Source organism: Rhizobium sp. B21/90, assembly GCF_019355815.1.
Taxonomy (GTDB): Bacteria; Pseudomonadota; Alphaproteobacteria; order Rhizobiales; family Rhizobiaceae; genus Rhizobium; species Rhizobium rhododendri.
The window spans coordinates 2,109,421-2,133,762 of sequence record NZ_CP072162.1 but is presented as its reverse complement, the minus strand read 5'-3'; the positions used below and the strand labels follow the sequence as shown (position 1 = coordinate 2,133,762).

General features: G+C 61.2%; 27 protein-coding genes. 18 read left to right on the top strand and 9 right to left on the bottom strand.

Annotation, left to right across the window (positions count from 1 at the left end):
* The 4 genes from J5278_RS10105 to J5278_RS10090 form a co-directional block, all read right to left on the bottom strand.
* Positions 1-618 carry an NTP transferase domain-containing protein gene (locus tag J5278_RS10105; RefSeq protein WP_247749093.1) on the bottom strand — a complete coding sequence of 206 codons (618 nt, stop codon included), beginning with the start codon at positions 616-618 and terminating at the stop codon, positions 1-3.
* Positions 618-1,313 (bottom strand): XdhC family protein, encoded by a 696-nt coding sequence (locus J5278_RS10100; RefSeq protein WP_209183829.1) that lies wholly within the window; start codon positions 1,311-1,313, stop codon positions 618-620. The genes J5278_RS10105 and J5278_RS10100 overlap by 1 nt, the downstream gene beginning before the upstream one ends.
* Positions 1,313-1,633, bottom strand: coding sequence for an XdhC family protein (locus tag J5278_RS10095; RefSeq protein ID WP_374108270.1), 321 nt, complete (start codon positions 1,631-1,633; stop codon positions 1,313-1,315). The genes J5278_RS10100 and J5278_RS10095 overlap by 1 nt, the downstream gene beginning before the upstream one ends.
* A 117-nt stretch (positions 1,634-1,750) precedes the next feature.
* Positions 1,751-2,206 carry a flavin reductase gene (locus J5278_RS10090; RefSeq protein WP_209184114.1) on the bottom strand — a complete coding sequence of 152 codons (456 nt, stop codon included), beginning with the start codon at positions 2,204-2,206 and terminating at the stop codon, positions 1,751-1,753.
* Positions 2,207-2,403: 197 nt separating this feature from the next.
* Here J5278_RS10090 and J5278_RS10085 point away from each other — a divergent pair, with 197 nt between their 5' ends.
* From J5278_RS10085 to J5278_RS10035, 11 genes are all read left to right on the top strand, one after another.
* Positions 2,404-3,486: an ABC transporter substrate-binding protein gene (locus J5278_RS10085; protein ID WP_209183831.1), complete on the top strand. Its 1,083-nt coding sequence runs from the start codon at positions 2,404-2,406 to the stop codon at positions 3,484-3,486.
* Between the two features lie 101 nt (positions 3,487-3,587).
* Entirely contained in the window at positions 3,588-4,274 is a 687-nt protein-coding gene (gene rpe, locus J5278_RS10080) for a ribulose-phosphate 3-epimerase (RefSeq protein ID WP_111221891.1), read from the top strand.
* Positions 4,261-4,767, top strand: a complete 507-nt coding sequence (locus J5278_RS10075) for a hypothetical protein (protein ID WP_374108269.1) — start codon at positions 4,261-4,263, stop codon at positions 4,765-4,767. The genes rpe and J5278_RS10075 overlap by 14 nt, the downstream gene beginning before the upstream one ends.
* Before the next feature lie 89 nt (positions 4,768-4,856).
* Positions 4,857-6,158 carry an adenylosuccinate lyase gene (gene purB / locus J5278_RS10070; protein ID WP_209187471.1) on the top strand — a complete coding sequence of 434 codons (1,302 nt, stop codon included), beginning with the start codon at positions 4,857-4,859 and terminating at the stop codon, positions 6,156-6,158.
* Positions 6,159-6,232: 74 nt separating this feature from the next.
* Positions 6,233-6,787, top strand: coding sequence for an alpha/beta hydrolase (locus tag J5278_RS10065; protein WP_142829152.1), 555 nt, complete (start codon positions 6,233-6,235; stop codon positions 6,785-6,787).
* Positions 6,788-6,898: 111 nt separating this feature from the next.
* Positions 6,899-9,445 (top strand): bifunctional diguanylate cyclase/phosphodiesterase, encoded by a 2,547-nt coding sequence (locus J5278_RS10060; protein WP_247749094.1) that lies wholly within the window; start codon positions 6,899-6,901, stop codon positions 9,443-9,445.
* Positions 9,446-9,684: 239 nt separating this feature from the next.
* On the top strand, positions 9,685-10,449 hold the full coding sequence (gene purC / locus J5278_RS10055; RefSeq protein ID WP_111221888.1) for a phosphoribosylaminoimidazolesuccinocarboxamide synthase: 765 nt from the start codon (positions 9,685-9,687) through the stop codon (positions 10,447-10,449).
* 18 nt (positions 10,450-10,467) lie between these two features.
* Positions 10,468-10,710 (top strand): phosphoribosylformylglycinamidine synthase subunit PurS, encoded by a 243-nt coding sequence (purS, locus tag J5278_RS10050; protein WP_142822821.1) that lies wholly within the window; start codon positions 10,468-10,470, stop codon positions 10,708-10,710.
* A 19-nt stretch (positions 10,711-10,729) separates the two neighbouring features.
* On the top strand, positions 10,730-10,987 hold the full coding sequence (locus J5278_RS10045) for a hypothetical protein (protein WP_209183833.1): 258 nt from the start codon (positions 10,730-10,732) through the stop codon (positions 10,985-10,987).
* The gene (gene purQ, locus J5278_RS10040) at positions 10,984-11,655 is read left to right on the top strand and encodes a phosphoribosylformylglycinamidine synthase subunit PurQ (protein ID WP_142822825.1); all 672 of its coding nucleotides are present in this window, start codon (positions 10,984-10,986) and stop codon (positions 11,653-11,655) included. The genes J5278_RS10045 and purQ overlap by 4 nt, the downstream gene beginning before the upstream one ends.
* A 118-nt stretch (positions 11,656-11,773) precedes the next feature.
* Positions 11,774-12,181, top strand: coding sequence for a hypothetical protein (locus J5278_RS10035; protein ID WP_209183834.1), 408 nt, complete (start codon positions 11,774-11,776; stop codon positions 12,179-12,181).
* A 15-nt stretch (positions 12,182-12,196) separates the two neighbouring features.
* Here J5278_RS10035 and J5278_RS30920 read toward each other — a convergent pair whose 3' ends face one another.
* Positions 12,197-12,328 carry a DUF1127 domain-containing protein gene (locus J5278_RS30920; protein WP_247749133.1) on the bottom strand — a complete coding sequence of 44 codons (132 nt, stop codon included), beginning with the start codon at positions 12,326-12,328 and terminating at the stop codon, positions 12,197-12,199.
* A 206-nt stretch (positions 12,329-12,534) separates the two neighbouring features.
* On the opposite strand from J5278_RS30920, the gene J5278_RS10025 reads away from it, so the two are divergent.
* The 4 genes from J5278_RS10025 to J5278_RS10010 all read left to right on the top strand — a co-directional run bounded on the left by J5278_RS10025 (position 12,535) and on the right by J5278_RS10010 (position 17,282).
* Positions 12,535-13,953: a PLP-dependent aminotransferase family protein gene (locus J5278_RS10025; RefSeq protein ID WP_209183836.1), complete on the top strand. Its 1,419-nt coding sequence runs from the start codon at positions 12,535-12,537 to the stop codon at positions 13,951-13,953.
* A gap of 132 nt (positions 13,954-14,085) precedes the next feature.
* Positions 14,086-14,679, top strand: coding sequence for an acyloxyacyl hydrolase (locus J5278_RS10020; RefSeq protein ID WP_209183837.1), 594 nt, complete (start codon positions 14,086-14,088; stop codon positions 14,677-14,679).
* 122 nt (positions 14,680-14,801) lie between these two features.
* Positions 14,802-17,033 carry a phosphoribosylformylglycinamidine synthase subunit PurL gene (gene purL, locus J5278_RS10015; RefSeq protein ID WP_209183838.1) on the top strand — a complete coding sequence of 744 codons (2,232 nt, stop codon included), beginning with the start codon at positions 14,802-14,804 and terminating at the stop codon, positions 17,031-17,033.
* Positions 17,034-17,048: 15 nt separating this feature from the next.
* Positions 17,049-17,282, top strand: a complete 234-nt coding sequence (locus J5278_RS10010) for a BolA/IbaG family iron-sulfur metabolism protein (RefSeq protein ID WP_142822835.1) — start codon at positions 17,049-17,051, stop codon at positions 17,280-17,282.
* 16 nt (positions 17,283-17,298) lie between these two features.
* Here the strand turns inward: J5278_RS10010 and J5278_RS10005 are convergent, their stop codons facing one another.
* Positions 17,299-18,450, bottom strand: a complete 1,152-nt coding sequence (locus J5278_RS10005; protein ID WP_209183839.1) for a hypothetical protein — start codon at positions 18,448-18,450, stop codon at positions 17,299-17,301.
* 286 nt (positions 18,451-18,736) lie between these two features.
* Between J5278_RS10005 and grxD the strand changes: the two genes are divergently transcribed.
* From grxD to J5278_RS09990, 3 genes are all read left to right on the top strand, one after another.
* Positions 18,737-19,069, top strand: coding sequence for a Grx4 family monothiol glutaredoxin (gene grxD / locus J5278_RS10000; protein ID WP_142822838.1), 333 nt, complete (start codon positions 18,737-18,739; stop codon positions 19,067-19,069).
* 139 nt (positions 19,070-19,208) lie between these two features.
* Positions 19,209-20,438 (top strand): multidrug effflux MFS transporter, encoded by a 1,230-nt coding sequence (locus tag J5278_RS09995; RefSeq protein ID WP_209184117.1) that lies wholly within the window; start codon positions 19,209-19,211, stop codon positions 20,436-20,438.
* Between the two features lie 10 nt (positions 20,439-20,448).
* A complete protein-coding gene (locus J5278_RS09990; RefSeq protein ID WP_209183840.1) occupies positions 20,449-21,732 on the top strand; it encodes a multidrug effflux MFS transporter in 1,284 nt (427 codons plus the stop codon).
* 10 nt (positions 21,733-21,742) lie between these two features.
* Here the strand turns inward: J5278_RS09990 and J5278_RS09985 are convergent, their stop codons facing one another.
* Genes J5278_RS09985 through ttcA form a run of 3 tightly spaced genes read right to left on the bottom strand, consistent with a single transcriptional unit; the run spans position 21,743 to position 24,337 of the window.
* The gene (locus J5278_RS09985; protein WP_209183841.1) at positions 21,743-22,567 is read right to left on the bottom strand and encodes an inositol monophosphatase family protein; all 825 of its coding nucleotides are present in this window, start codon (positions 22,565-22,567) and stop codon (positions 21,743-21,745) included.
* 21 nt (positions 22,568-22,588) lie between these two features.
* A complete protein-coding gene (locus tag J5278_RS09980; RefSeq protein WP_209183842.1) occupies positions 22,589-23,416 on the bottom strand; it encodes an inositol monophosphatase in 828 nt (275 codons plus the stop codon).
* 48 nt (positions 23,417-23,464) lie between these two features.
* Entirely contained in the window at positions 23,465-24,337 is an 873-nt protein-coding gene (gene ttcA, locus J5278_RS09975) for a tRNA 2-thiocytidine(32) synthetase TtcA (RefSeq protein ID WP_142822845.1), read from the bottom strand.
* Positions 24,338-24,342: the final 5 nt, after the last annotated feature.

Sequence of the window (24,342 nt, the reverse complement as noted above, 5' to 3'; positions counted from 1 at the left end):
TTACTCCTTGAGGATGCCGCCGGCTGCAAGGACGGCATCCGGCGTATCGACATCGAGATGCGCAGCATGGCCGATCTCGACATCGACAACCGGCAGGCCGCATCCGTCTATGATACCGCGTGCACCGACATCTCCCCCCAACCCCATTATCGCCGGCCTCAGCGAGGCCGGCAGGATCACCGGGTTGCCACGCTTTCCGTCCGAGACCGCGCGAACGACAGCTTGCCCCCCGGCCCCTTCGAACGCGCCGATCAGCGCCATGAGATCGGAGGTTTCGACGGCGGGCATGTCGGCCAGCATAACCAGCACGCCAACGCTCCCCGACGCCGACGCGGCACCGAAACCGGCAACGATAGAACTGGCCATGCCGCTTTCGAAATCTGGATTGTGGACGTTTTCGATTGGGAGCCCTGCCAGTAAGGCCGTTATTTCGGGATGTCTGTGCCCGGTGACAACGAAGACCGGCGCGCCGGTTGCGCAAGCCCGTTCTGCCATGATCCTCACCAGCGAGATGCCATCGAATGTTGCCAGCAGCTTGTGCGGACCACCCATGCGGCTGGCTTTACCGGCTGCCAGCAACACGATTGCAACGGGAGAGCGCGCGATCTTCTCCGGCATCAGGCTGCATCCCCGGGCAAGGACAGGGACCGGCGACGCCATGACTGGATAATCTCGGCCAGGATAGCGACGGCAATTTCGGCGGGGGTCACGGCCCCTATGTCGAGCCCGATTGGAGCATGTATCCTTGAAAGGTCCTCATCGCCAAACCCCTCGGCCTGTAAACGCAGCAGGCGCGCGGCATGGCTCCGTCGACTGCCCAGCGCACCGACATAGAAGCACCCGGCTTGCAGCCCAGCGCCGATAGCGTAGTCGTCGATATCAGGCTCATGCGCCACCGCCACCACAGCGGTGTGGCGATCCACCACCAGCTTTTCCCTTGGCCAGCCGACGATAAGCTGCGCCGACTCGAAGCCATCGGCAGACGAAAAGCCGATCCGGGGATCGATGATCGTGAGATCGAATCCCGCCACACTCGCCATCGACGCCAGTGCCCGACTTATCCGCACCGCGCCGATGACGACGATCCTAGGTTCTGGCACATGGACGTTGAGGAAAAGCTGGCTTCCGTCGAGTGCAATCTTCGACGATCTGCCGCTCCGGAATGCAGATGTGACCGCATCGCCAAGAGCGCCCTCGATCCCTTCGCCTTCGACCACAAGCCGCTTCGTTCCGTCCACGAGATCGGTGACGACAACAGCGGCATGCCGGTCACGACGCAAAGAACATAGCTGGCTAAGCGTTTCCATTCGCATCAGCCTACCTTCTCGATGTAGACCTCGATCCTGCCACCGCAGGAGAGGCCGGCAGCGCGGGCCATCTTGTCCGTCACCCGGAAATCCATGAGCCTCCCGGCGCCGGCCGCGATGACCTCGAGCGCTGCAGCAACCACGTCGCTCTCGATGCAACCGTTCGTGAGCGTACCCTCTGTGGCACCGTCCGAGGAGATCACCATCTGTGTTCCCACCGGCAGCGGCGCCGAACTCCATGTCTCGGTCACCGTCGCCAGTGCCACTGCCGTGCCGGAAGCAGCCCACCTTTCGGCTGTATCGAGGACGTCAGTTCCTGCAAGCATCGACATCTGTCCTCCCGGACGCCACCAAAGATGTGGAATGCGTGGCAATCAAGCGCCGATTGCCGAAGTTAAAGTCAGGCCGGCGTGAGTCAACCCGCGCGCCCACCGGACGAAGATCTATCGGCCAACGGCGTGGTAGTCGCGGTGCATGTAAAGCAGAGCCGGGCGTCGCTCACTGAAACGGACAGCCACCACTTCCCCGAAGATGACGTTGTGAGTCGTGCCGCGCGTCACATCGACAACCTTGCAATCGAAGGCAGCGAGGGCATCGACCAGAACGGGCGCACCAGTCGCCAGCGTGTCGAAATCGCCCGTGGCAAAGCGCTCGTCGGTGGACATCTGCGTCTTGCCGGAGAAGGCATCGGCCAGCATCTGATGATGGGCGCCGAGTGCGTTCAGCGAAAAGATGCCGCTTGCGAGAAAGATGTCGTTCTTGGCATTGCCGCTGTTGAGGCAGACGAGCACCGTCGCCGGATTGTCGGAGACCGAGCATGCCGCCGTGATCGTCACGCCGCGACGGACACCCTCATGCACGGTCGCAACCAGCTGCACGTGGCCGGCGTAGCGGCTCATAGCATCTCTGAAATGGGCCGGATCCAACGACTGTTCCAAGCGATCTCTCCCATTCTGCTGCTGGCATCGCCAATATGGAGCCCACGCGCCAGCTTTTCCACCATGCTCAGGCGAAAGCACGTCTTGTACCGGATTTTCTTTGACGGCAGGGAGTGGTCCGATAAAAGAACAGGAGAAACAATCGGGATTTTCCTTTCATGAACAGGCTGCGTCGATCCCTGCTCGCCCTGGCGCTGCTGTCTGCGGCGGAAAGCAGCCATGCGGCCGGCGTTTCCATCGGCTTGGTCGCGCCCCAGAACGGCACCTTCGCATCTCTCGGCGCCCAGATGATTGCCGGCGCAAAATTCCAGGCACAGGCCGCCAACGACGCCCTGACGACCATTGACGAACCCTGCACCGAGAACAGCGGCCAGGTCATCGCTGACGCCCTGATCAAGGCCAAGGTGCAAATCGCCATCGGCTTCCTCTGCAGCGATTCGCTGGAAGGTGCCCTGCCGCGCTTGAAGGATGCCGGCATCCCGGCCATCACCGTGTCCGTACGCTCGCATATCCTGATGGAAGATGCGCTGAAGAACGGCTGGCCATTGTTCCGTCTCGCTCCGGCAGACAGCGCTGAGGCAAAGCGGATAATCGGCGTCATCCTGCAGAACTGGGCCTCGCAGCCGCTGGCGCTGGTCGATGACGGCACCATCCATGGTCGGGAGCTCGTCGATGCCGTGCGCACCGGTCTTGACGAAAACGGCCTGAAACCGGTCTTCAACGACACGCTTCGCCCGGGTCAGGATCAGCAGATCAGTCTCGTCAGGCGCCTGAAAAAGGCTGGCGCCACAGCCCTGCTTGTCGGCGGAGACCGCAGTGACGTCGCAATCATCGCCCGCGATGCGGCAGCGGACAAGGATGCCCTGCAGATTATGGGCGGCGATGCGATGCGGGCTGCCGACCAGCCCATTCCGCTTGCCGACGGCGTGCTTGCCGTGACCATACCGGACTATGCCAGCCTTCCCCCGGCAGCACAGGCTGCCAAAGCCTTGCGCGACGCCGGTGTCGAGCCGGAAGGCTACGTCCTGCCGACAGCGGCGGCTGCCCTGATCGCCGACCAGGCCGTCACCGCAGCGCTGGCGGAAAAGACCCCCGTCGCCGCGAAGCTCGTGGGAACGACATGGCAGACACCGGTCGGCCCCGTCGCCTTCGGCAACGATCACGAGTTGACCGAGAACCCCTATCGCCTGCTGGAATGGCGCGACCATCGCTTCCAGCCGCCGGTCGCCCCCGGCAACTAGCCGGCAAGCCCCTGCCGCGGTGGAGTGCTGGCGACGCGTCGTTGCCGTTCCTCCCATCCGGTGATAATCAAGCGTCAGATGACTTTGGAGTTTCCCCGACCATGCCGTTGCCGATCCGAATTGCCCCCTCCATTCTCGCCGCCGACTTCTCCAAGCTGGGCCAGGAAGTCCGTGACGTGACCGCGGCCGGCGCTGACTGGATCCACCTCGACATCATGGACGGACACTTCGTTCCCAACATCTCGTTCGGCGCCGATGTCATCAAGTCCCTGCGCAGTTTTACCGATGCCACTTTCGACTGCCACCTGATGATCGCGCCTGTCGATTTCTACCTGGAAGCCTTTGCCAAGGCCGGTTGCGACCGCATCACCGTGCATGCCGAGGCTGGCCCGCATCTGCATCGCTCGCTGCAGACCATCCGCAATCTCGGCAAGAAGGCCGGCGTCACCCTCAATCCGGCGACGCCGCTGTCTGTGCTGGAAAACGTGCTCGACGATGTCGATCTGATCCTCATCATGTCGGTCAACCCAGGCTTTGGCGGCCAGAAGTTCATCCCCGCAATGGCCGACAAGATCCTCAAGGCCCGGCAGATGATCGGCGACCGACCGATCGAGCTCGAGGTCGATGGCGGCGTGACCGTGGAAACCGCATCGATGATCACAGCAGCCGGTGCCAATGTGCTGGTCGCAGGGTCGGCAATCTTCAAGGGCGGCTCGGCTGAGGCCTATCGCAAGACGGTCGGCGATCTGCGTGCCGCTGCCGAGCAGGGCCGCGTTGGCGCGGCGTGAGCCGTCGCTGATCGACAAGGCGGCGCGGACAACGACCGTACCGCTGTATCTGACAGGCGCTGTTGCCTGGGGCGCCCTGATGACGCTTTCCGCGGCAATGGCGCTCTACAGGCACAACGGCCTGCAGACGGACCGGCTCGACAGCCTGCTGATCGTCTATTTCCTCGGCGGCGCCCTCGCCTGGCCTCTTGCCGTAACGGCGGCTGGCTGGTTATCGGGCGGCAAACCGGTAGAGACACGCTTTGCGGCCTGCCTGCTTTGCCTGGCGCTCGCAACCATGTCGATGACGGCTTTTCTCTTCGCGCTCGACTACCGCATCTTCTATTCGCGCTGGCATGCACCGGCCGGATCGCTCATCTGGATGTTCCAGTTCGTCTTCACCGGTGCCAGTGCGGTCTATCAGTTCGGTGTGCTCGGCAGCCGGCTGTTTCTGCCGCTCGGGCTCATCTGGCTGCCGACGGCAAGCTACTATCTGGCGCGACGCCTGCGATGAGCGCCCGCCAAGCGTTGAGATTGTCATCCGTCTTTGCTAAAGGGGCGGCAAGCCTTGAAATTCCTGCTGTTGAAGAAAGCTGAGAGCTTATGATCCCTCGCTACTCCCGCCCGGACATGGTCGCCATCTGGTCGCCCGAAACGAAGTTCCGCATCTGGTTCGAGATCGAAGCCCATGCCTGCGATGCGCTGGCCAACCTCGGGGTCATCCCGAAGTCGGCAGCCGAGACGATCTGGGAAAAAGGCGGCAAGGCGACCTTCGATGTCGATCGGATCGACGAGATCGAAGCCGTCACCAAGCACGACGTCATCGCCTTCCTGACGCACCTCTCGGAAATCGTCGGCCCGGATGCCCGCTTCGTCCACCAGGGCATGACATCCTCCGACGTCCTCGACACCACCTTCAACATCCAACTCGTCCGCGCCAGCGATCTTCTGCTGGCCGATCTCGACCGACTGCTGACGGCGCTGAAGACCCGCGCCTTCGAACATAAGGACACGGTCCGTATCGGACGCAGCCACGGCATCCACGCCGAGCCGACGACCATGGGCCTGACCTTCGCGCGCTTCTACGCCGAAATGGTCCGCAACCGCGCCCGTCTCGTCGCCGCCCGTACCGAAATCGCCACCGGCGCCATCTCCGGTGCCGTCGGCACCTTTGCCAACATCGATCCTTCCGTCGAAGAATATGTCTGCGAAAAGCTCGGCCTTGCCGCCGAGCCTGTATCGACGCAGGTCATCCCGCGCGACCGCCATGCCATGTATTTCGCCACACTCGGCGTCATCGCCTCGTCGATCGAAAACGTCGCCATCGAAATCCGCCACATGCAGCGCACCGAAGTCCTGGAGGCGGAGGAATTCTTCTCGCCCGGCCAGAAGGGCTCGTCTGCGATGCCGCACAAGCGCAACCCGGTGCTGACTGAAAACCTGACGGGCCTCGCCCGGCTGGTACGCATGGCGGTGGTCCCCGCCATGGAAAACGTTGCCCTCTGGCACGAGCGCGATATCAGCCATTCGAGCGTCGAGCGCGCGATTGGTCCGGACACCAGCATCACGCTCGACTTTGCACTCAACCGGCTTGCCGGCGTCATCGAAAAGCTGGTCATCTATCCCGAGAACATGCTTCGCAACATGAACAAGTTCAAGGGCCTAGTCATGAGCCAGCGCGTGCTGCTCGCCCTCACCCAGGCCGGCGTTTCGCGCGAGGATTCCTATCGCCTCGTCCAGCGCAATGCCATGAAGGTCTGGGAACAGGGCAAGGACTTCCTCGAAGAACTGCTCGCCGACCCCGAAGTCCGCGCCGCACTTTCCGAAGAGGAATTGCGCGAGAAATTCGACCTCGGCTACCACACCAAGCATGTCGACACGATCTTCCGCCGCGTTTTCGGCTGACGATCCGAAGGCGGCAGCGTCTGTCTCCGCCTTCATCCCGGCACCGGCGTGTTCAGCTCACAGATGGCAGAAGCATGAAAGTATCCGAAGCAGATATCCTCATCGTCCCCGGCTATACTAACTCCGGTCCCGACCATTGGCAGACCCGCTGGGAGCAGAAGCTCAGCACGGCGCGTCGCGTCGAGCAGGCGGAGTGGTCGAAGCCGGTGCGAGACGACTGGGCAGCCCGCATCGCCGAAGAGGTAAATGCCTCGACCAAGCCCGTGGTTCTGATCGCCCATTCACTGGGCGTGCCCTCGGTGCTACATGCCATCCCGCATTTCAAGAAGCCTATTGCAGGCGCCTTCTTCGTGGCCCCACCAGACGTTACCAACCCGGAAATCCGCCCGAAGCACCTGATGACCTTCGGCCCCTATCCGCGCGATACCCTGCCCTTTCCATCGATGACCATCGCCAGCCGCAACGATCCTTTCGGCACCTATGAGCACGCCGAGGAGATTGCCAAGAGCTGGGGGTCTACCTTGATCGACGCTGGCGAGGCCGGCCACATCAACGCCGATTCCGGCCATGGTCCCTGGCCCGAGGGCACGATGGTCTTTGCGCAGTTTCTCAGCAAACTGAAACCATAAAAACTCCCCTGACTGTTTGAGGGCAAAGTTACATTAGCTTTTCCGCTTATGTTGTTTATCTCAAATTAATCAAATGCACCCACAGTATTGGCAGTGTCTGTGGGTGCTCCTTTGACTTGGTTTTCAAACGATGAGACGCGTTTCGACGGCGTGACGGCGGGCGTCTTCGATGTTCTCCATCGCGTTCCCGTAGCAACCCTTGCCGTCTCGCTGGCCGACCATTGCATGGTCTACGCCAACGCAGCATTCTGTGCGCAGTTTGGTACTCCCACCGGGCATAAGACGGTGGATGAACTTACTCTACCCGACGACCTTCCCCTTCTTCGCAGGCAGTTGAACGGGCTTTCAAGCGAGCCCAGCGTCGAAGCCGTCTCGATGCGGCTGCGGGGCAACTCGGATCGTCCAATCTGGGTTTCGGCGTCCTTCACGAAGCTTGCGACACCGGAAAATTGCATCCTCATCCAGCTGGCCGATATCGACCGTGAAAAACGCCTCATCGAAGACCTCGGCGAAAAGGAAAGTCGCTGGAACTCGGCACTGACAGGCTCGGGGCTCGGGGTCTGGGATCACGACTTCGTCAAGGGACGGTTGAGCTATTCCGAGACCTGGCGAAAAATGCGCGGCTACACGTCGGAGGAGGAAGTCGACGCTGCACTTGAAAACTGGATCCTGTCCGTTCACCCGGACGATCGCGACTATGTGTTGAAGTCCATCGAGCTGCAAAATTCAGGCAAGGCCGTGAGCGGCACCTTTTGCTACCGGGAACGTCACAAGGACGGCCACTGGATCTGGATCGAATGCCGCGGCGCCGGCGTCGAATGGGACGAGCACGGCACTCCCACCCGAATTATCGGTACCGATATCGACATCACCGCCCGCAAGGCTGCCGAGGAGTTGCTGACACACACGTCGAGACGGCTCGATCTGGCGCTCGATGTCTCCGGCATCGGTGTCTTTGAGGCTAATTTGGATACAGGGGTTGTCGAGTGGGACCATCGCCTGCTCGTCATCTACGGCCTGCAACATACGCCGAGCCTCAAGCGGCTCGACGCATGGATCGAAACCATCCATCCCGATGATCGGGAGAGAATCGAGAGGCATCTCCAGGACCATCTAGCCGCCCGCGAGGCTTTCGAGCAGGAATATCGGATCGTCCGGCCCGATGGTACGGTCCGTGTCATCCGCGGGCGCTCGACAACATTTGTGGACGGCAGCGGCACCAACAGGATGATCGGCGCCAACTGGGATGTGACGACCGAGGTCGGGCTCCGGGACGAGCTGAACCGCGCCAAGGAACTCGCAGAAGCCCGTAACATCGAACTTGAACTGGCCAAGGAGAAAATCGAGCACATCGCTCTCCACGACCACCTGACCGGGCTTCCCAATCGCCGCTATCTCGATCGTGTGCTTTCGGCACGGGCCGAAGAGTGCCGCGCGCAAGGCATGGTCCTCGTGGTCCTCCATGTCGACCTCGACCGCTTCAAGCAGATCAACGACACGCTGGGTCACCGCGCCGGTGACATGATGCTCAAGCATGCCGCCTCCGTGCTGCGCGATGGCGTCGCCGCCGGTGATTTCGTCGCGCGGATCGGCGGCGACGAATTCGTCATCGTCTGCACCCGGAAGGCATATTCAAGGAAGATTTCCGGCCTCGCCGAACAGGTTATTCGCGAACTGCACAAGCCGGTTCGCTACGAAGGCCACGACATCCGGTTCGGCGCCAGCATCGGCATTGCCTTCGACAGCGGCGACGACCTCGATGCCAAGCAACTGCTGCTGAATGCCGATATCGCGCTTTACCGCGCCAAGGGCAGCGGCCGAAACAGGCACGAGTTCTTTTCGCTGGATGCCCGCCAGCATATCGTCACCACCAAGCGCCTATCGGATGAAATCCTCCTCGGCATAGAACGCCATGAATTCATACCGTTTTACCAGCCGCAGTTCTCTGCAGCCACGCTGGACGTCATCGGCGTCGAGACGCTGGTGCGTTGGGACCATCCCGAGCACGGCATCCTGTCTCCCGACAGCTTCATGTCGACCGCCGAGGACCTCGACGTCGTCGCCGTGCTCGACCGCCTGGTCCTCGAAAAAGCCCTCGCCGACCAGCAGTCATGGCGCGACGCCGGGATCGACATCCCGAAAATCTCGGTCAATGTCTCCGCCCGCCGCCTGGCTGACCCCAATCTCGGCAAGGCGTTGCGCGCGCTGAAGATCAAACCCGGTACAGTGTCCTTCGAGCTGCTCGAATCGATTTCCCTCGACCAGTATGGCGAGACATCCCTTGCCAACCTGAAGCGTCTGAGGCGATTCGGCATAGACATCGAAATCGACGATTTCGGCACAGGCCATGCCTCCATCGTCGGCCTCCTCCGCTTGAGCCCCAAGACCCTCAAGATCGACCGCGAACTCATCAAGCCCCTGGTGGCATCGGCCGAGCAACGGCGGCTCGTCGGGTCGATCATCGAGATCGGTCGTTCGCAGAAAATCGGCGTCACCGCAGAGGGCGTCGAGACTATGGAGCATGCCCGGATCCTTGCCGAACTCGGCTGCGACAGTCTGCAGGGCTATGCGCTCGCGCGCCCGATGCCGGCTGCGGAAATTCCGGCCTTCATCCGCAGCGAGTGCTGGCGCCCCGACCGCAATGTCCAGGCCGCCTGAGGACGCCTAGAAGCCGCCCGCAGCGACGGTCATCCGGCCTTTCGCGCCACCTGATTATTCGTCATAAAGTTTGTCATCCCGGTGATACATTACGATTCCCGCGACTTTGACAGCCGAGGGCGGATTCGGAGGAAGGAGAGGCAGGCGCATTGTGAATTTGCTTCTTTTCCTTTATGGGGACGCCCAGAGATTGATCCCTACGCGCCATCCCAAGGGCGCCAACGACAGAGAATTACAAGATGAACCGTCGCCGCCGTATCTACGAAGGCAAGGCAAAGATCCTTTATGAAGGACCCGAGCCTGGCACGCTGATCCAGTTCTTCAAGGATGACGCGACCGCCTTCAACAAGAAAAAGCATGAAGTCATCGACGGCAAGGGTGTGCTCAACAACCGTATCTGCGAGTACATCTTCAACCATCTGAACAAGATCGGCATCCCGACCCATTTCATCCGCCGCCTCAACATGCGCGAGCAGCTGATCAAGGAAGTCGAGATGATCCCGCTGGAGATCGTCGTGCGCAACGTTGCCGCCGGATCGCTGGCAACGCGTCTCGGAATCGAGGAAGGTGTCGTCCTGCCGCGCTCGATCATCGAATTCTATTACAAGTCCGATGCCCTCAACGACCCCATGGTGTCCGAGGAGCACATCACGGCTTTCGGCTGGGCCAACCCGGCCGAACTCGACGACATCATGGCGCTGGCTATCCGCGTCAACGATTTCATGACCGGCCTGTTTCTCGGCGTCGGCATCCAGCTCGTCGACTTCAAGATCGAATGCGGTCGCCTTTTCGAAGGCGACATGATGCGCATCATTCTCGCCGACGAGATCTCGCCGGACTCCTGCCGTCTCTGGGACGTCGAAACCCATGAGAAGATGGACAAGGACCGCTTTCGCCGCGATATGGGCGGACTGCTCGAAGCCTATTCCGAGGTCGCCCGTCGTCTCGGCATCATCAATGAAAATGAGCCCGTGCGCGGCACGGGACCGGTTCTCGTCAAGTAAAAAGGCAGGAAGACACCAGTGATCAAGGCTCGCGTCACCGTCACGCTGAAGAACGGCGTTCTCGACCCCCAGGGCAAGGCAATCGAAGGCGCGCTCGGCGCTCTCGGTTTCGAAGGCGTGGACCATGTCCGTCAGGGCAAGGTTTTCGACGTCGTCCTCGACGGTACCGACAAGGTCCGCGCCGAGGCTGACCTCAAGTCCATGTGTGAAAAACTCCTCGCAAACACGGTCATCGAGAACTATACTATAGCTCTCGACTGAGGGTTGTGGACAAGGTCCAATGACTGAAGCAACGCAGGAACTGATGTACGAGCTGATGAAGCGAATCCAGGGGGACGTTGCAGGCCTGAAGGAGGGCCAGCGTGACCTGCTACAGGAGATGTCCAGCTTGCGCGGACAGTGCCATTTGTTGCAGGGCGACTTCAATAATCTGCGTAATACCGTTGGTCACATAGACATTCGTCTCGAGCGCATCGAAAATCGCCTCGAACTTCGTGAACTTGCAGAAGCACAAGCTAGGTTTGAACCGCACCCATGAAATCAGCAGTCGTTCAGCTTCCAGGCCTAAACCGCGATCGTGATATGATCGCTGCCTTGACGAAAATCTCCGGCGTTGCGCCAATCACCGTCTGGCAGACGGAGACGGAAATCCCGGATGTCGACCTTATCGTCATTCCCGGTGGCTTTTCCTACGGCGACTACCTTCGCTGCGGCGCCATTGCAGCGCGCATGCCAGTCATGCGGGCAATCAAGGAAAAGGCCGAACAGGGCGTCAAGGTTCTCGGCGTCTGCAACGGTTTCCAGATCCTCGTCGAGGCCGGCATGCTACCCGGTGCGCTGATGCGCAACGCCTCGCTGAAGTTCGTCTGCAAGGAAATCAAGCTCGAAGTCGTCAATGCGGACACAGACTTCACGCGCGCCTATGAAAAGGGCCAGGTGATCCGTTGCCCGATCGCCCATCATGACGGCAATTACTTCGCGGATGCCGAAACGCTGGCTTCCATCGAGGGCAACGGCCAGGTTGTTTTCCGCTATCTCGAAGACGGCAATCCCAACGGCTCGATGAACCATATCGCTGGCATCATCAACGCCAAGGGCAATGTGCTCGGCATGATGCCGCACCCGGAAAACCTGATCGAGGCCGCTCATGGTGGCTCGGACGGGCGTGGCCTATTCGCCTCCGCACTCGACATTGTCGCGGCCTGAGACATTCCTCCCATTATGCCATTGACCGGCGCGTTCTCCCTGAATGCGCCGCAAAGGCAGCTTATTGGCTCGTGAATTGGCGACGCGAGTTCGGCCCGACAGATTGAAAGACAGATTGATGCGCATTTCTACCAACGGACTTCTGACAGCCGCCGCCCTCTCCGCCTTGGCAGTCTTTGCCGCTTCATGCCAGTCCAAGCGCGCACCTGAGGTCACGCTGACCCAGCCCCGCACGGCGCTATCGACGATGGAGCGCGTCGCTGTTGCCGCCCATGGCTGCTGGTTCAAGTCATCCGACCCCGCCTTCGCGCGCTATACGATGGCCCCGGAACTGAACTCCTTCACCGGCCGGCCGCGTTTCCTCGTTGTTGAGCGCAGCCAGCCGACCGGCCGCCCCTTGCTCGTCGTCCAGGCCGAAGGCAACCCGGCGAAGCTTGCTGCCTTCGGACCCCTGATGAACGGTCCAAACTCGGCTCGCATCACCTCAGACATCAACCGCTGGGCCGGCGGCACCAAGGGCTGCTGAGAAATCATAGGCCGGTTACTCCCAGAAAAATGACTTTGCGACCTCCCGCCGGACCTCTGCGGGAGTGAGGCCTATGTCGCGCAACTGATCCATGGAAAGCGCACGCAGCGCCCGGCGGCTGCTCCTTTTTTCCGACCACACCGCCATCCGCTCTATGATGCCGGCAGCGAAAGCCGTGGGACGAAGACGCCGCTGCGGTGCGTCGCTATAGATTGCACCCCGCCGCCCCCTAATTGTATCGATTGTACCCATCACCTCTACCTCGTTTCCTCGAGAAGTCTGCCAGTCAAATTACCGATCGAATACCGGTCGTAATCTTGACTTTTGACGGGTACAATGGCACGATTGTCACCATGACAAATTGGCTTCCAGACATTTCCAGCGGTACGGGTCCGGTTTACGTGCGGGTCGCCGACAGCATTGAAACCGCGATCAGCCACGGCATATTGCCGCCGGGCGCAAAGCTGCCGCCGCAACGCAATCTGGCCTTCGACATCGGCGTGACCATCGGCACCATCAGTCGCGCCTACGCCCTCGTGCACGAACGAGGATTGGTTGCCGGCGAGGTCGGGCGCGGCACATACGTGCTTGACCGCGAGCACAGCAAGCCGATCACCCAGATGGATCCCATCACGCAGGCCCTGTCCGGCACGCGCGGCATGGAGGCACCATTGGCCACGGTTCGCTTGGATACGACGGCAGCTCCCGATATCGGACAGGGCGAGATCATCGGCCGCCTGTTTGCCGATATCAGCCGCGAAAAGAGCATGGAGATCTCGTCATACTCCCGCACGTTCCCCGCCAGCTGGTCGCTGGCCGGCCAAGCCTGGCTGTCTCGAAACGATTGGCGGCCGGCGGTCGAAAATGTCGTTCCGACGCTTGGCGCCCATGCCGCAGCCATCGCGGTCATTGCGGCAGTCACTTCGCCGGGCGACAAGATCGTCTTCGAGAACCTCACCTATACCCAGGTCAGCCGCGCCACCCGGCTGCTCGGGCGCCGCGCGATCCTCGTAGAATCCGATGAGCAGGGCATCATTCCTGATGATTTCGAGCGCCTCTGCCAGCAACAGCATCCGCGCCTCGCCTTCCTGATGCCAACCGCCCATAACCCGACGCTGACGACGATGCCGGAAGCACGTCGCCGTGCCATTGCCGCGATTGCCCGACGGCACAGCGTCTGGCTGATCGAGGACGACATCTATGGCGGGATGACCGGAGACCAGACGCCGCTGATGGCAAGCATTGCACCGGAACGCACATTCCTGGTCAGCGGACTGTCGAAATCCGTGACGGCGGGCGTGCGCGGCGGCTGGGTCGCCTGCCCGCCACACTTTGCCCAGCGCGTGAAGGTGACGCACAAGATGTCGACCGGAGGACTGCCGTTCATCCTTGCAGAGACGGGAGCGCGCCTCGTCCACAGCGGTCACGCTTTGTCGCTTCGAACCCGCACGGTGGCAGAGATAGCGACGCGCGAGGCGATGGCGCGCGAAGCTTTTGCCGGCTTTGAATTCTCATCCGAGCCGCATATTCCATTCCTTTGGTTGAAACTGCCCGAGCCATGGCTGTCGGGGACTTTCAAGAATGCGGCGCTGGCGGAAGGCGTGCTGATCGACGATGAGGACGAGTTCAAGGCAGCTCGGACGGAGAAGGTCTATCACCGGGTTCGCATTGCCTTTTCCTCTCCCCAGGACCGCAGCGTCGTGCAGGCAGCCTTTATGACCTTGCGTCGGCTGCTCGAAAACGGCTCTGCGGGTTACGATAGCGATAGCTAAAGCAACTGTGGCATTTTGGTGTCAGCCTCCCGGAAAGCGTTAACGCCCTACCGCGACTGCTTTACGCGACATGAGCCGGTGCTACGAATTGGTTGCTGCACCGATTCGTGCACGTGGTTGTTGGAGGTTCTGATGCGCCTGAATGGTACCTTACGTCGCCTGGCCTTCATCAGTGCGGCGTTAGCGTCTGTCGCTTCCGGGTCCTCCGTCATTGCAGCGGACATGAGCCAGGCCCCTGCCGATACTACCAGGATCTTCGACGAACTGCGCTTCGGCGCCAGCGCTTCGATCCAGACCGGACACGATCACGAAAACGGCGTCTTTCCCGATGTCCAGGTGCTCTTCAATCCGTTCGGGTACAATCCGGCCGGCGACTGGAAGGACCAGATCACCCACCCCCGTATCCATATCGGTACATCCATCGGCACCGGCGGGTCGGCTGACCAGCTCTACAGCGGCCTGACCTGGACCATGACCTATTCGAGCGGCATTTTCACGGAAGCCGGCTTCGGTGGTGTCGTTCACAACGGCAATCTGACGGCGGAGAATGATGGCCCCAAGCTCGGCTGTCATCTGCTGTTTCATGAATATCTCGGCGCAGGCTATAATTTCGACAGCCACTGGAGCCTGATGGCGCAGGTTGCACACTCCTCGCACGCCGATCTCTGCAATGGTCCCAATGCCGGCATGACCCGCGCCGGGCTGCTGGTCGGCTACAAGTTCTGATAGCGACCTTGTGCTTTCCTGTGTGATGGCCGCGTTGAGCGGCCATTTTCCTGTCGCACGATCAGACCACATGCGCTAAAGAGACCCTTAAATCCCCTTCAGGTCAGGACTCTCCAGCGCTCATGACTCTTTCCAATACCATTCAGATTACCCCAGAACTCATCGCCGCCCACGGCCTAAAGCCGGATGAATATCAGCGCATTCTGGATCTGATCGGTCGGGAACCCAGCTACACCGAGCTCGGGATCTTTTCGGCGATGTGGAACGAGCACTGCTCCTACAAATCCTCGAAGAAATGGCTGCGTACGCTGCCGACGACAGGCGCCCGCGTCATTCAGGGCCCCGGTGAAAATGCCGGTGTTGTCGATATCGATGACGGCGACTGCGTCGTCTTCAAGATGGAGAGCCACAACCATCCCTCCTATATCGAGCCCTACCAGGGCGCGGCGACAGGCGTCGGCGGCATCCTGCGCGACGTCTTCACCATGGGTGCTCGCCCGATAGCGGCGATGAATGCCCTGCGCTTCGGCTCCCCCGATCACGCCAAGACACGCCATCTCGTCTCCGGCGTCGTCGCCGGCGTCGGCGGATATGGAAATGCCTTCGGTGTTCCGACGGTCGGCGGGGAAGTCGAATTCGACGCACGCTACAATGGCAACATCCTGGTCAACGCCTTTGCGGCCGGCCTGGCCAAGTCAAACGCCATATTCCTGTCGGAAGCCAAAGGCGTCGGCCTGCCCGTCGTCTACCTCGGTGCCAAGACCGGCCGCGACGGCGTTGGCGGCGCGACCATGGCCTCAGCGGAATTCGATGAGCAGATCGAGGAAAAGCGCCCGACCGTGCAGGTTGGCGACCCCTTTACCGAAAAGTGCCTGCTGGAAGCCTGCCTCGAGCTGATGCTGACCGGCGCGGTCATCGCCATCCAGGACATGGGCGCTGCCGGCCTGACATGCTCCGCGGTCGAGATGGGTGCCAAGGGCGACCTCGGCATCGAGCTCAATCTCGATCTTGTCCCGGTGCGCGAGGAGCGCATGACGGCCTATGAGATGATGCTGTCGGAAAGCCAGGAGCGCATGCTTATGGTGCTACAGCCGGAAAAGGAAGACGAAGCCAAGGCGATCTTTGTCAAATGGGGTCTCGATTTTGCCATTGTCGGCAAGACCACCGACGACCTGCGCTTCCGCGTCCTGCATCAGGGCGAGGAAGTCGCCAACCTGCCGATCAAGGATCTCGGCGACCATGCGCCGGAATACGATCGCCCCTGGCGCGAATCCGACAAGCGCGCGCCCCTGCCCGCCAATCTTGTCGCAGCCCCTGAGGATTACGGCCAGGCGCTGCTGTCGCTGGTAGGCTCCGCCAATCAGTCCAGCCGCCGCTGGGTCTACGAGCAGTATGATACGCTGATCCAGGGCAATTCGCTGCAGCTTCCCGGTGGCGACGCCGGCGTCGTGCGTGTCGAGGGCCATCCGACGAAGGCGCTTGCCTTCTCCTCCGACGTGACGCCGCGCTATGTAGAGGCCGACCCTTTCGAAGGCGGCAAGCAGGCCGTTGCCGAATGCTGGCGCAATATCACGGCCACCGGTGCCGAGCCGCTTGCCTCGACTGATAACCTCAATTTCGGCAATCCTGAAAAGCCGGAGATCATGGGCCAACTGGTCGGCGCCATCAGGGGCATCGGCGAAGCCTGCCGCGCCCTCGATTTCCCGATCGTCTCCGGCAACGTGTCGCTCTACAACGAGACCAATGGCGTCGCCATTCTGCCGACTCCGACCATCGCCGGCGTTGGCCTGCTCCCTGACTGGAGCAAGATGGCCCGCATCGGCGGCGCTTCGGACGGCGACCATATCCTGATGATCGGCGTTGACGGCAGCCATCTCGGTTCGACGATCTACATGCGCGACATTCTCGGCGATACCAGCGGCCCCGCTCCGGAGGTCGATCTGTTTGCCGAACGCCGCAACGGCGATTTCGTCCGCTCGGCCATCCGCAACGACCAGGTCACCGCCTGCCACGACATCTCCTCCGGCGGCCTGGTGCTGGCGCTTGCAGAAATGGCCATGGCCTCAGACAAGGGCATGGAGATCACGCTCGGTGAATGCCGCGGCCAGCCGCATGCGCTGCTATTCGGCGAGGACCAGGCCCGCTATGTCATCGCGGTAAAGCCTGAGATCGCCGACTTCGTTTGCATCAATGCCGAAAATGCTGGCGTGCCATTCCGGCGTCTTGGCAAGGTTGGTGGCGACGCGCTGGTGATCGACACGCTTCTGTCAGTTCCCGTCGACCGGTTGCGTCATGCCCATGAATCGTGGTTTCCTGCCTTCATGGACGGCAGCGCCTTGGCCGCTGCCGAGTAAGGGGAGCAGACGACGATGGCCATGAAACCCGGCGATATCGAAGACATGATCAAGGCCGGCATTCCCGGCGCAACAGTAACGATCCGCGACCTTGCCGGCGACGGCGATCACTATGCGGCTGAGGTGGTCTCCGAGGCATTCCGCGGCAAGACACGCGTGCAGCAGCACAAGATGGTCTATGACGCCCTGCAGGGAAACATGGGCGGAGTACTGCACGCTTTGGCGCTGCAGACGTCCATACCTGAGTAACAAACATTGCCGGTTCCTAGAGGACCGGCAGTTTCTTCTGGGTGAACTGCGTGAAATCTGACGCCGGCAGCGGGCCGGCCGTCATCAGCGTAAAATCGAAGGGCGCCTTCAGATCCGGCCCCAGCACGTATTGCCGGTGAACGCGCAGGAAATCGCGCTTGATCTTACGGTAGTGGACGTCGCTCAGCATGGTCTTGAAGCGCACGAAGATAATATCCCCCTGCCTTTTTTCCGGATGGCCGCAAAGCGCCACGACCTTTGTCTTGTAGAAATGGATGGCGTCGGTCAGGCAATGGACCTCAATCAACGAGATCTCCGGACAATCCGCAATCAGCCCTACCCGCGCGCGCAGAACCTTCGCCGAGCGGAACAAAGCGCATTGCAGGATCGCGCTTCCAAGCGTGAGGAAGACTACCCGCTTGCCTTCGAATAACGCCGGCTCCCGCTCGAGCAGAAGGCCGATCACATGGGCTGCCACGGTCGAGCCCATGCTGTGCGACGAGATCACATACTCATCGGCAGGCTCGCGCAGTGCCTCGCGAACCACAACGGCGCAGCGCTCCAGCCAGGCTTGCGCATCGAGGCCACGCAGCCCCGCCATCGCCACAGCCATCTCCCAGTCCGAAAACAGATGCAACGTATGCAGCCTGTCCCTGCGCGGTAGAAACACATACCAAAAAAGCACTGCAGAAAGCGGCAAGCTGCAAAGCAGGCTCCAGGCACCAAGCCCCAGATAATAGGGCACCGCCGCTATCAGCAGGCCTACTGCAGATGCCGCCATCACCAGCATGAACGGAAAGACGAAGAACAATCCGAAACGCCACGCATGGCGGAAGTAGCCGCCCATTCCGCCGCCGACGACGACGCGGACCGCTGCGAGATACCCGAAGCCGAGGCGGGTGAGGAGGTTACGGCTGTTGAGACCCGATACGAGATCATTGTGATCGAAAATGTGCACGCGGCTTTCGGTCTGCCAGTCACTGGCACTGGTACTAACGTCGAAATACGAGGTGGCGCCAGTGCGCTTGAAATCGCCGATAGCGGCATCGTAGCCCCAGACCTCGGCGCTCTGCTTTGCCGAACGTGCGTAACGCGCCCTGTGGGCCGCAGCGTCGAGCGGCTCGAAACCCGGAAAATGCAGGACGACCCGCTTCTGAACCTTTGTCATCGACGTCCATCAATGTCGCGAGAGCCGCGACGAACACAAGTTATCAGGAGGCCCGGCAGGACTGGAAAGACACACTGCATGGCAAGGTGGTTTGCTAGACGAAGTCGCTCGATATTCATAGCCGCGATGTGTCGGCAGGTATCATTTGGTCCAACCCCGCCTCGCCCATCAGCCGCTAAAAAAGGCAATGCCGCACTATTGCGGCTGGAATTTGAGCGACCACATGCTATGTAAGACGAACAATCGACGATGCGGGCCTTGAACCCGCATGTGAAAGGATAATCTGATGAGCGGCATCAACGAATTGATCGACAATGAAGTGAAGAGCAGCGACGTCGTTCTGTTCATGAAGGGCACACCGCAGTTTCCGCAGTGTGGCTTCTCCGGAAAAGTCGTGCAGATCCTTGATTACATCGGTGTCGACTACAAGGGCGTCAATGTCCTTGCCGACGCTGAAATCCGTCAGGGCATCAAGGACTATTCGAACTGGCCGACTATCCCCCAGCTCTACGTCAAGGGTGAGTTCATCGGCGGCTGCGACATCATCACCGAGATGTTCCAGGCCGGCGAACTCCAGCAGCATTTCCAGGAACACGGCGTCCCCGTCCGCGTCGCCTGATCGGGCACCGGGCACCCGCCCGGTTTCCATTATCCAGTCCATTTGCTAGGCGCTGCCTCATAGGCAGCGCCTCAGCACGTCTATGGGAATGAAATCCGTGGCAAACTCCTCCGACGCCATGTCCGCTGGCCGCGTGCCGATGGGCAAACGCGAATTCATCGCGCTGGCTGCACTGCTAATGGCTCTGAACGCGCTTGCGATCGACATCATGCTGCCAGCGCTGCAGCAGATCGGCGCCAGCCTCGGCGTCGAAAATGAAAATCATCGGCAATACATCGTCTCGGCCTATCTCATGGGCTTTGGCGGCGCACAGCTTGTATACGGTCCGCTTTCGGATCGTTTCGGACGGCGCGTGCCGTTGATTGCCGGCGTGGTCATCTACATCCTGTCGTCGCTCGGCATTGCCTTCATTCCCTCGTTTTTCGGCCTGCTGGCATTGCGCTTCGTGCAGGGGCTAGGGGCTGCCGCCACGCGCGTCATCACCATTTCCATCGTCCGCGACATCTATGGCGGCCGGCAGATGGCCGAGGTCATGTCGCTGATCATGATGGTATTCATGATCGTGCCGGTAATTGCGCCGGGATCTGGCCAGATCATTATGCTTTTTGCCAGCTGGCACATGATCTTCGTATTTATCGCCGCCATCGCGTCCTGCGTGCTTGTCTGGGTCTACTTCCGCATGCCGGACACGCTGCATGCCGAGGACGTGCGCCCCTTCACGGTAAAATCGATCCTGGCCGGCTTTGCGATCGTTCTCTCGAACCGCACCGCGCTCTGCTATACGCTCGCCAGCACCTTCATATTCGGGGCGCTTTTCGGCTTTATCAACTCCGCCCAGCAGATCTATGTCGGCATCTACAAGCTCGGTGTCTACGCACCACTGGCCTTTGGGGGTGTCGCTCTTTTCATGGCGTCTGCATCCTTTGCCAACTCGCAACTGGTCGGGCGCTTCGGCATGCGCCGCCTGTCGCACGCCTCGCTGATCGGCTTTAGCGTCATTACCTTCGTTTGGCTGATCGTACAGCTGTCCTTCGCGTCGCCGATGCCGTTTCCCTTGTTCATCGTCTTCTTCGCGCTGGTGATGTTCCAGTTCGGCCTGATCGGCTCAAACTTCAACGCGCTGGCCATGGAGCCGCTCGGCCACGTCGCCGGCACAGCCTCGTCCGTGCTCGGTTTCATGAGCACCGTCGGTGGCGCCCTGATCGGCGCGGCCATCGGCCAGTCCTTCGACGGAACGGCGACGCCGATGGTGGTGGGCTACTTCACGGTGTCGCTGATCGCTCTCGGTTTCGTCCTATATGCCGAGCGCGGCAAGCTTTTCCGGCCGCACAACGCACCCGTCGTCAACGATCCCTCCCTCGCCCACTGACAGGCCTCACATGACCCAGCCTATAACATCGAACGACGTGGCGCCGGGAGGATCGGAGCGCATCGGTCTGGGGCTGGTGGAGTTCATCGTCACCATCGCCCTGATGACCGCCAGCGTGTCTCTGGCGATCGACAGCATGCTGCCGGCGTTACCCAAGATCGGCGCAGCGCTCGGGGTGCCCACCGCCAACGACACCCAGCTGGTGATCGGCGTGTTCTTCTTCGGCTTCGGCCTGGCGCAGCTCGTCTTTGGCAGCCTGTCAGACACCTATGGGCGCCGCAACATCCTCCTTGGCGGCCTTGTCTTCTACGTCATCACGATGTTCGCCGCAGCCTGGACAGACAGCTTCCCGGTCCTTCTCGCGCTACGTTTCGCGCAAGGCGTGGGTGCCGCCGCCGTTCGCATCACCACGATGGCCATGGTCCGCGATTGTTTCGGCGGACGCGAGATGGCGCGGGTGATGTCCTTCGTGATGATCGTCTTCATGATCGTCCCGATCGTCGCCCCGGCCCTCGGCCAGCTGATCATCACCTTTGCGACCTGGCCGTGGATCTTCATTTTGCTCGGCAGCGCCGGCGCGGTGTTGCTGGTCTGGGCGTTTTTCCGGATGAACGAATCCCTGCCCCTCACAGAGCGGCTGCCGCTGTCGACGCGCTCCGTGCTGTCAGGCTTCCGCACCGTGCTCACCAACCGCATCACCTGCGGCTACATGCTCGGCATGACGCTGTTTACTGGTGTCATCTGCGCCTATGTGATGTCGGTGCAGCAGGTGTTCGGCGAGGTATTCGGGCTCGGCGACTGGTTGCCTTTGGCCTTTGCCGCAAGCGCCGGCGGCATTGCCATCGCCAATTTCGCCAATGGCTTCTTCGTCCGCCGTTTCGGGATGCGGCGCATTTCCCACGCAGCGATGATCCTGTTCACGATCATCGCCGTCTGCGGCTTTGTATTCGCACTGGCGATGCCACCGAGCTTCATCGTCACCTATCTGCTGATTTCGTCTCTGCTGGTGATGTTCGCCGTTATCGCCACCAATTTCACCGCCATCTGCCTGGAGCCCATGGGCCACCTCGCGGGTACGGCCACTTCGATCACAGGATTCGTCTCGACGACTGGCGGCGCTCTGGTTGGCGGCGCGGTCGGCCAGATGTTCGACGGCACGACGCGGCCGCTGTTTGCAGGATTTGCAATCTTCGGCGCGCTGACGATCGCGGCCGTCCTATGGGCTGAAAATGGCAAGCTGTTTTCCCACCCCGGCGACGATCCCGTCCTCGACCCCGGTGCCATGCACGGCTGAAACGCCAGTCTCAGAGCGTGAAGACCTCGCGGCGCAGCGTTTCCCAGGATGCCTTGTCCGGCGTGATCAGCAGCCCGCCGTCGAGGTGGTGCGGCAGGTAGCTCGATCTATCGAAGCGCGCCGCATAGGCACCCGCCTCCTCGCTTATCAGCACGCCGGCCAGATGGTCCCAGGGCAGGATCTTGTTGTACATCAGGTAATGTACGTGGGCGCCGGCAAAGGTGCGGTACTCGTGGGCCGCGCAACGGTAGTTGGACGCGAAGCGCACCTTGGCGAGATTACCCATGACCTCGGCGCGCTTGCTCTTGTCGATGAAGCCCGTCGAGGCAAAGCCGGTCATCTGCTCCAGCGGCACCGGCGCTACCACGGACAGGCGCTCCCCCTCGCCGCCTGGCCTGCGGAGCCAGGCGCCGCTACCTTTTTCCGCCATCACCCAGTCGTCGCCCATCGGATCGAATATGATCCCGGCGATGGTTTCACCTCGAACGACCACCGACGCCATGACGCCGAAGGCAGGCACGCCTGCGGCAAAGTTAAATGTCCCGTCGACCGGATCGACGATGATGGCGAGATCCGCGCCCTCGAGCTTGGCGAGGAGGTCCGGATCGGCCGCGACCGATTCCTCGCCGATGAACACCGCCTCCGGCCAGAGCTTTTCAACCTCGGCCTTGATCATCCGCTCGGCCTGCTCGTCGGCTTCGGTGACCAGATCGGTCGCTTCCGACTTGATGCGGATATCGCCGGCACCGAGACGACGGAAGCGCGGCAGGATTTCAGCCTGCGCCGCGTCCCGCAGCAGGTTGGCCAGAACGGTAATGTCGACGGTCGCGGTCATGGCAGTGCTCCTCGATTGATATCAGAGACCGATGATCTCCCGGCGAACGGCTTCCCATGTCTCCCGGTCGGCAGCGGCAATGATACCGCCGGTCATCTCACCCGGCGGATGGGCCGAGCCGTCAAAGCGGGCGCTGTAGCCGCCGGCCTCGCGGTGGATCAGCAGCCCGGCCAGATGATCCCAGGGATTGAGTTTCTCGTGGGCCACGAAGTCGATCTTGCCAGATGCCAGCATCCAGTACTCATGAGCCGAACAATTGTAATAGAAGCTCATCCGGATCTTGGCCATGTTGCCGGCAATCCGCGAACGTTCCGGCTCGCCCATATGCGCCCAGGCGACGATACCGGTCATGGAAGAAACGGGTTTCGGCGCAGCGACCTGCAGGCGCTGGGAACTGCCGTTGCGCCGCGTCAGGTGCGCGCCTCCGCCGGCAACCGCAGTGATGGTGTCGCCGAGAACGGGATCATGGATGATGCCCGCCACCGTCTCGCCGTTGGCGACGACAGCAAGGATGGTGCCGAACATCGGCAGGCCGGCAGCAAAATTGAAAGTGCCGTCGACAGGATCGATGACGAAGGCAAGTTCCGCGCGGTTAAGCGCCGGCACCACCGAGCGATCGGTATCGTAAGCCTCCTCACCGACGATGAGCGCTTGCGGGAAACGCTGGCGCAGAGCTTTCGTTATACGTTCCTCGGACAGCAGATCGGCCTGCGTCACGAGGTCGATGGAAGATGTCTTCTCGGCAATGTCGCCGGTCTGGAGATTGCGGAAACGCGGCATGATTTCCGCTTCGCCAGCCTGCCGGACCTGTTCGACGAGGAAAGCGATGTCATTTTCGTTAATAGCCATAAAAACCCGATCCCTCACAATATGCTGCGCTGCGGCATAACCGCTATGTCACGACGGTTTTGTGACAGCAAGACCGGAAAAATCGAACAGGGCGGGATCGAGCAGATGCGATGGGTTCACATGCGCCAGGGCGCGTAGCATCGTGTCCTTGCGGCCGGGCATGCGGCGTTCGATATCGGCGAGCATGTCCTTCATGGCGTTGCGCTGCAGGCCATCCTGCGAGCCGCAGAGATCGCAGGGAATGATTGGGAACTGCATGGCGGCTGCGAACTTCGCAAGGTCGTCCTCGGCGGCATAGGCAAGCGGACGGAGCACCATCAGGTCGCCCTCGTCATTGAGCAGCTTTGCCGGCATCGATGCCAGACGACCGCCATGAAAGAAGTTCATGAAGAAGGTCTCGAGGATGTCTTCCCGGTGATGCCCGAGCACCAGCGCCTCGCAACCCTCCTCGCGAGCGATGCGATAGAGATTGCCGCGACGCAGCCGTGAGCAGAGCGAACAGTATGTGCCGCCGGCCGGCACTTTTTCCTTTACGATCGAATAGGTGTCGCGATACTCGATCCGGTGCGGCACGCCGACCTTCGTCAGGTACTCCGGCAGCACGTGCTTGGGAAAATTCGGCTGGCCCTGGTCGAGATTGCAGGCGATGAGGTCGACCGGCAGCAGCCCGCGCCATTTCAGGTCGAGCAGCAGCGACAGCAGGCCATAGGAATCCTTGCCACCGGAGACACCAACCAGCCAGCGCTTCTGACCCTTCAGCATGTCGAAATCGTCGAATGCCTGGCGCACTTGGCGCAACAGGCGCTTGCGCAGCTTGTTGAAGGACACGGAGCGCGGCGCATCGGCGAAAAGCGGGTGCGCGCCGGCGGCATCCTCGATGTCGGCTTGGATTTCGTCGACCACGGGCATCGCTATGTTCATATCAC

What these genes read in the sequence shown, in the direction of transcription:
- purQ (WP_142822825.1), top strand. Translation starts at nt 10,984, where the DNA reads ATGAAATCAGCAGTCGTTCAGCTTCCAGGCCTAAACCGCGATCGTGAT.
- purC (WP_111221888.1), top strand. Translation starts at nt 9,685, where the DNA reads ATGAACCGTCGCCGCCGTATCTACGAAGGCAAGGCAAAGATCCTTTAT.
- J5278_RS09995 (WP_209184117.1), top strand. Translation starts at nt 19,209, where the DNA reads ATGGGCAAACGCGAATTCATCGCGCTGGCTGCACTGCTAATGGCTCTG.
- J5278_RS10020 (WP_209183837.1), top strand. Translation starts at nt 14,086, where the DNA reads ATGCGCCTGAATGGTACCTTACGTCGCCTGGCCTTCATCAGTGCGGCG.
- J5278_RS10100 (WP_209183829.1), bottom strand. Translation starts at nt 1,313, where the DNA reads ATGCGAATGGAAACGCTTAGCCAGCTATGTTCTTTGCGTCGTGACCGG.
- J5278_RS10045 (WP_209183833.1), top strand. Translation starts at nt 10,730, where the DNA reads ATGACTGAAGCAACGCAGGAACTGATGTACGAGCTGATGAAGCGAATC.
- J5278_RS10005 (WP_209183839.1), bottom strand. Translation starts at nt 18,450, where the DNA reads ATGACAAAGGTTCAGAAGCGGGTCGTCCTGCATTTTCCGGGTTTCGAG.
- J5278_RS09980 (WP_209183842.1), bottom strand. Translation starts at nt 23,416, where the DNA reads ATGGCTATTAACGAAAATGACATCGCTTTCCTCGTCGAACAGGTCCGG.
- rpe (WP_111221891.1), top strand. Translation starts at nt 3,588, where the DNA reads ATGCCGTTGCCGATCCGAATTGCCCCCTCCATTCTCGCCGCCGACTTC.
- purL (WP_209183838.1), top strand. Translation starts at nt 14,802, where the DNA reads ATGACTCTTTCCAATACCATTCAGATTACCCCAGAACTCATCGCCGCC.
- J5278_RS10105 (WP_247749093.1), bottom strand. Translation starts at nt 618, where the DNA reads ATGCCGGAGAAGATCGCGCGCTCTCCCGTTGCAATCGTGTTGCTGGCA.
- J5278_RS10085 (WP_209183831.1), top strand. Translation starts at nt 2,404, where the DNA reads ATGAACAGGCTGCGTCGATCCCTGCTCGCCCTGGCGCTGCTGTCTGCG.
- grxD (WP_142822838.1), top strand. Translation starts at nt 18,737, where the DNA reads ATGAGCGGCATCAACGAATTGATCGACAATGAAGTGAAGAGCAGCGAC.
- J5278_RS10025 (WP_209183836.1), top strand. Translation starts at nt 12,535, where the DNA reads ATGACAAATTGGCTTCCAGACATTTCCAGCGGTACGGGTCCGGTTTAC.
- J5278_RS30920 (WP_247749133.1), bottom strand. Translation starts at nt 12,328, where the DNA reads ATGGCGGTGTGGTCGGAAAAAAGGAGCAGCCGCCGGGCGCTGCGTGCG.
- J5278_RS10090 (WP_209184114.1), bottom strand. Translation starts at nt 2,206, where the DNA reads ATGAGCCGCTACGCCGGCCACGTGCAGCTGGTTGCGACCGTGCATGAG.
- J5278_RS09985 (WP_209183841.1), bottom strand. Translation starts at nt 22,567, where the DNA reads ATGACCGCGACCGTCGACATTACCGTTCTGGCCAACCTGCTGCGGGAC.
- purB (WP_209187471.1), top strand. Translation starts at nt 4,857, where the DNA reads ATGATCCCTCGCTACTCCCGCCCGGACATGGTCGCCATCTGGTCGCCC.
- J5278_RS10095 (WP_374108270.1), bottom strand. Translation starts at nt 1,633, where the DNA reads ATGCTTGCAGGAACTGACGTCCTCGATACAGCCGAAAGGTGGGCTGCT.
- J5278_RS10010 (WP_142822835.1), top strand. Translation starts at nt 17,049, where the DNA reads ATGGCCATGAAACCCGGCGATATCGAAGACATGATCAAGGCCGGCATT.
- J5278_RS10035 (WP_209183834.1), top strand. Translation starts at nt 11,774, where the DNA reads ATGCGCATTTCTACCAACGGACTTCTGACAGCCGCCGCCCTCTCCGCC.
- J5278_RS09990 (WP_209183840.1), top strand. Translation starts at nt 20,449, where the DNA reads ATGACCCAGCCTATAACATCGAACGACGTGGCGCCGGGAGGATCGGAG.
- J5278_RS10065 (WP_142829152.1), top strand. Translation starts at nt 6,233, where the DNA reads ATGAAAGTATCCGAAGCAGATATCCTCATCGTCCCCGGCTATACTAAC.
- ttcA (WP_142822845.1), bottom strand. Translation starts at nt 24,337, where the DNA reads ATGAACATAGCGATGCCCGTGGTCGACGAAATCCAAGCCGACATCGAG.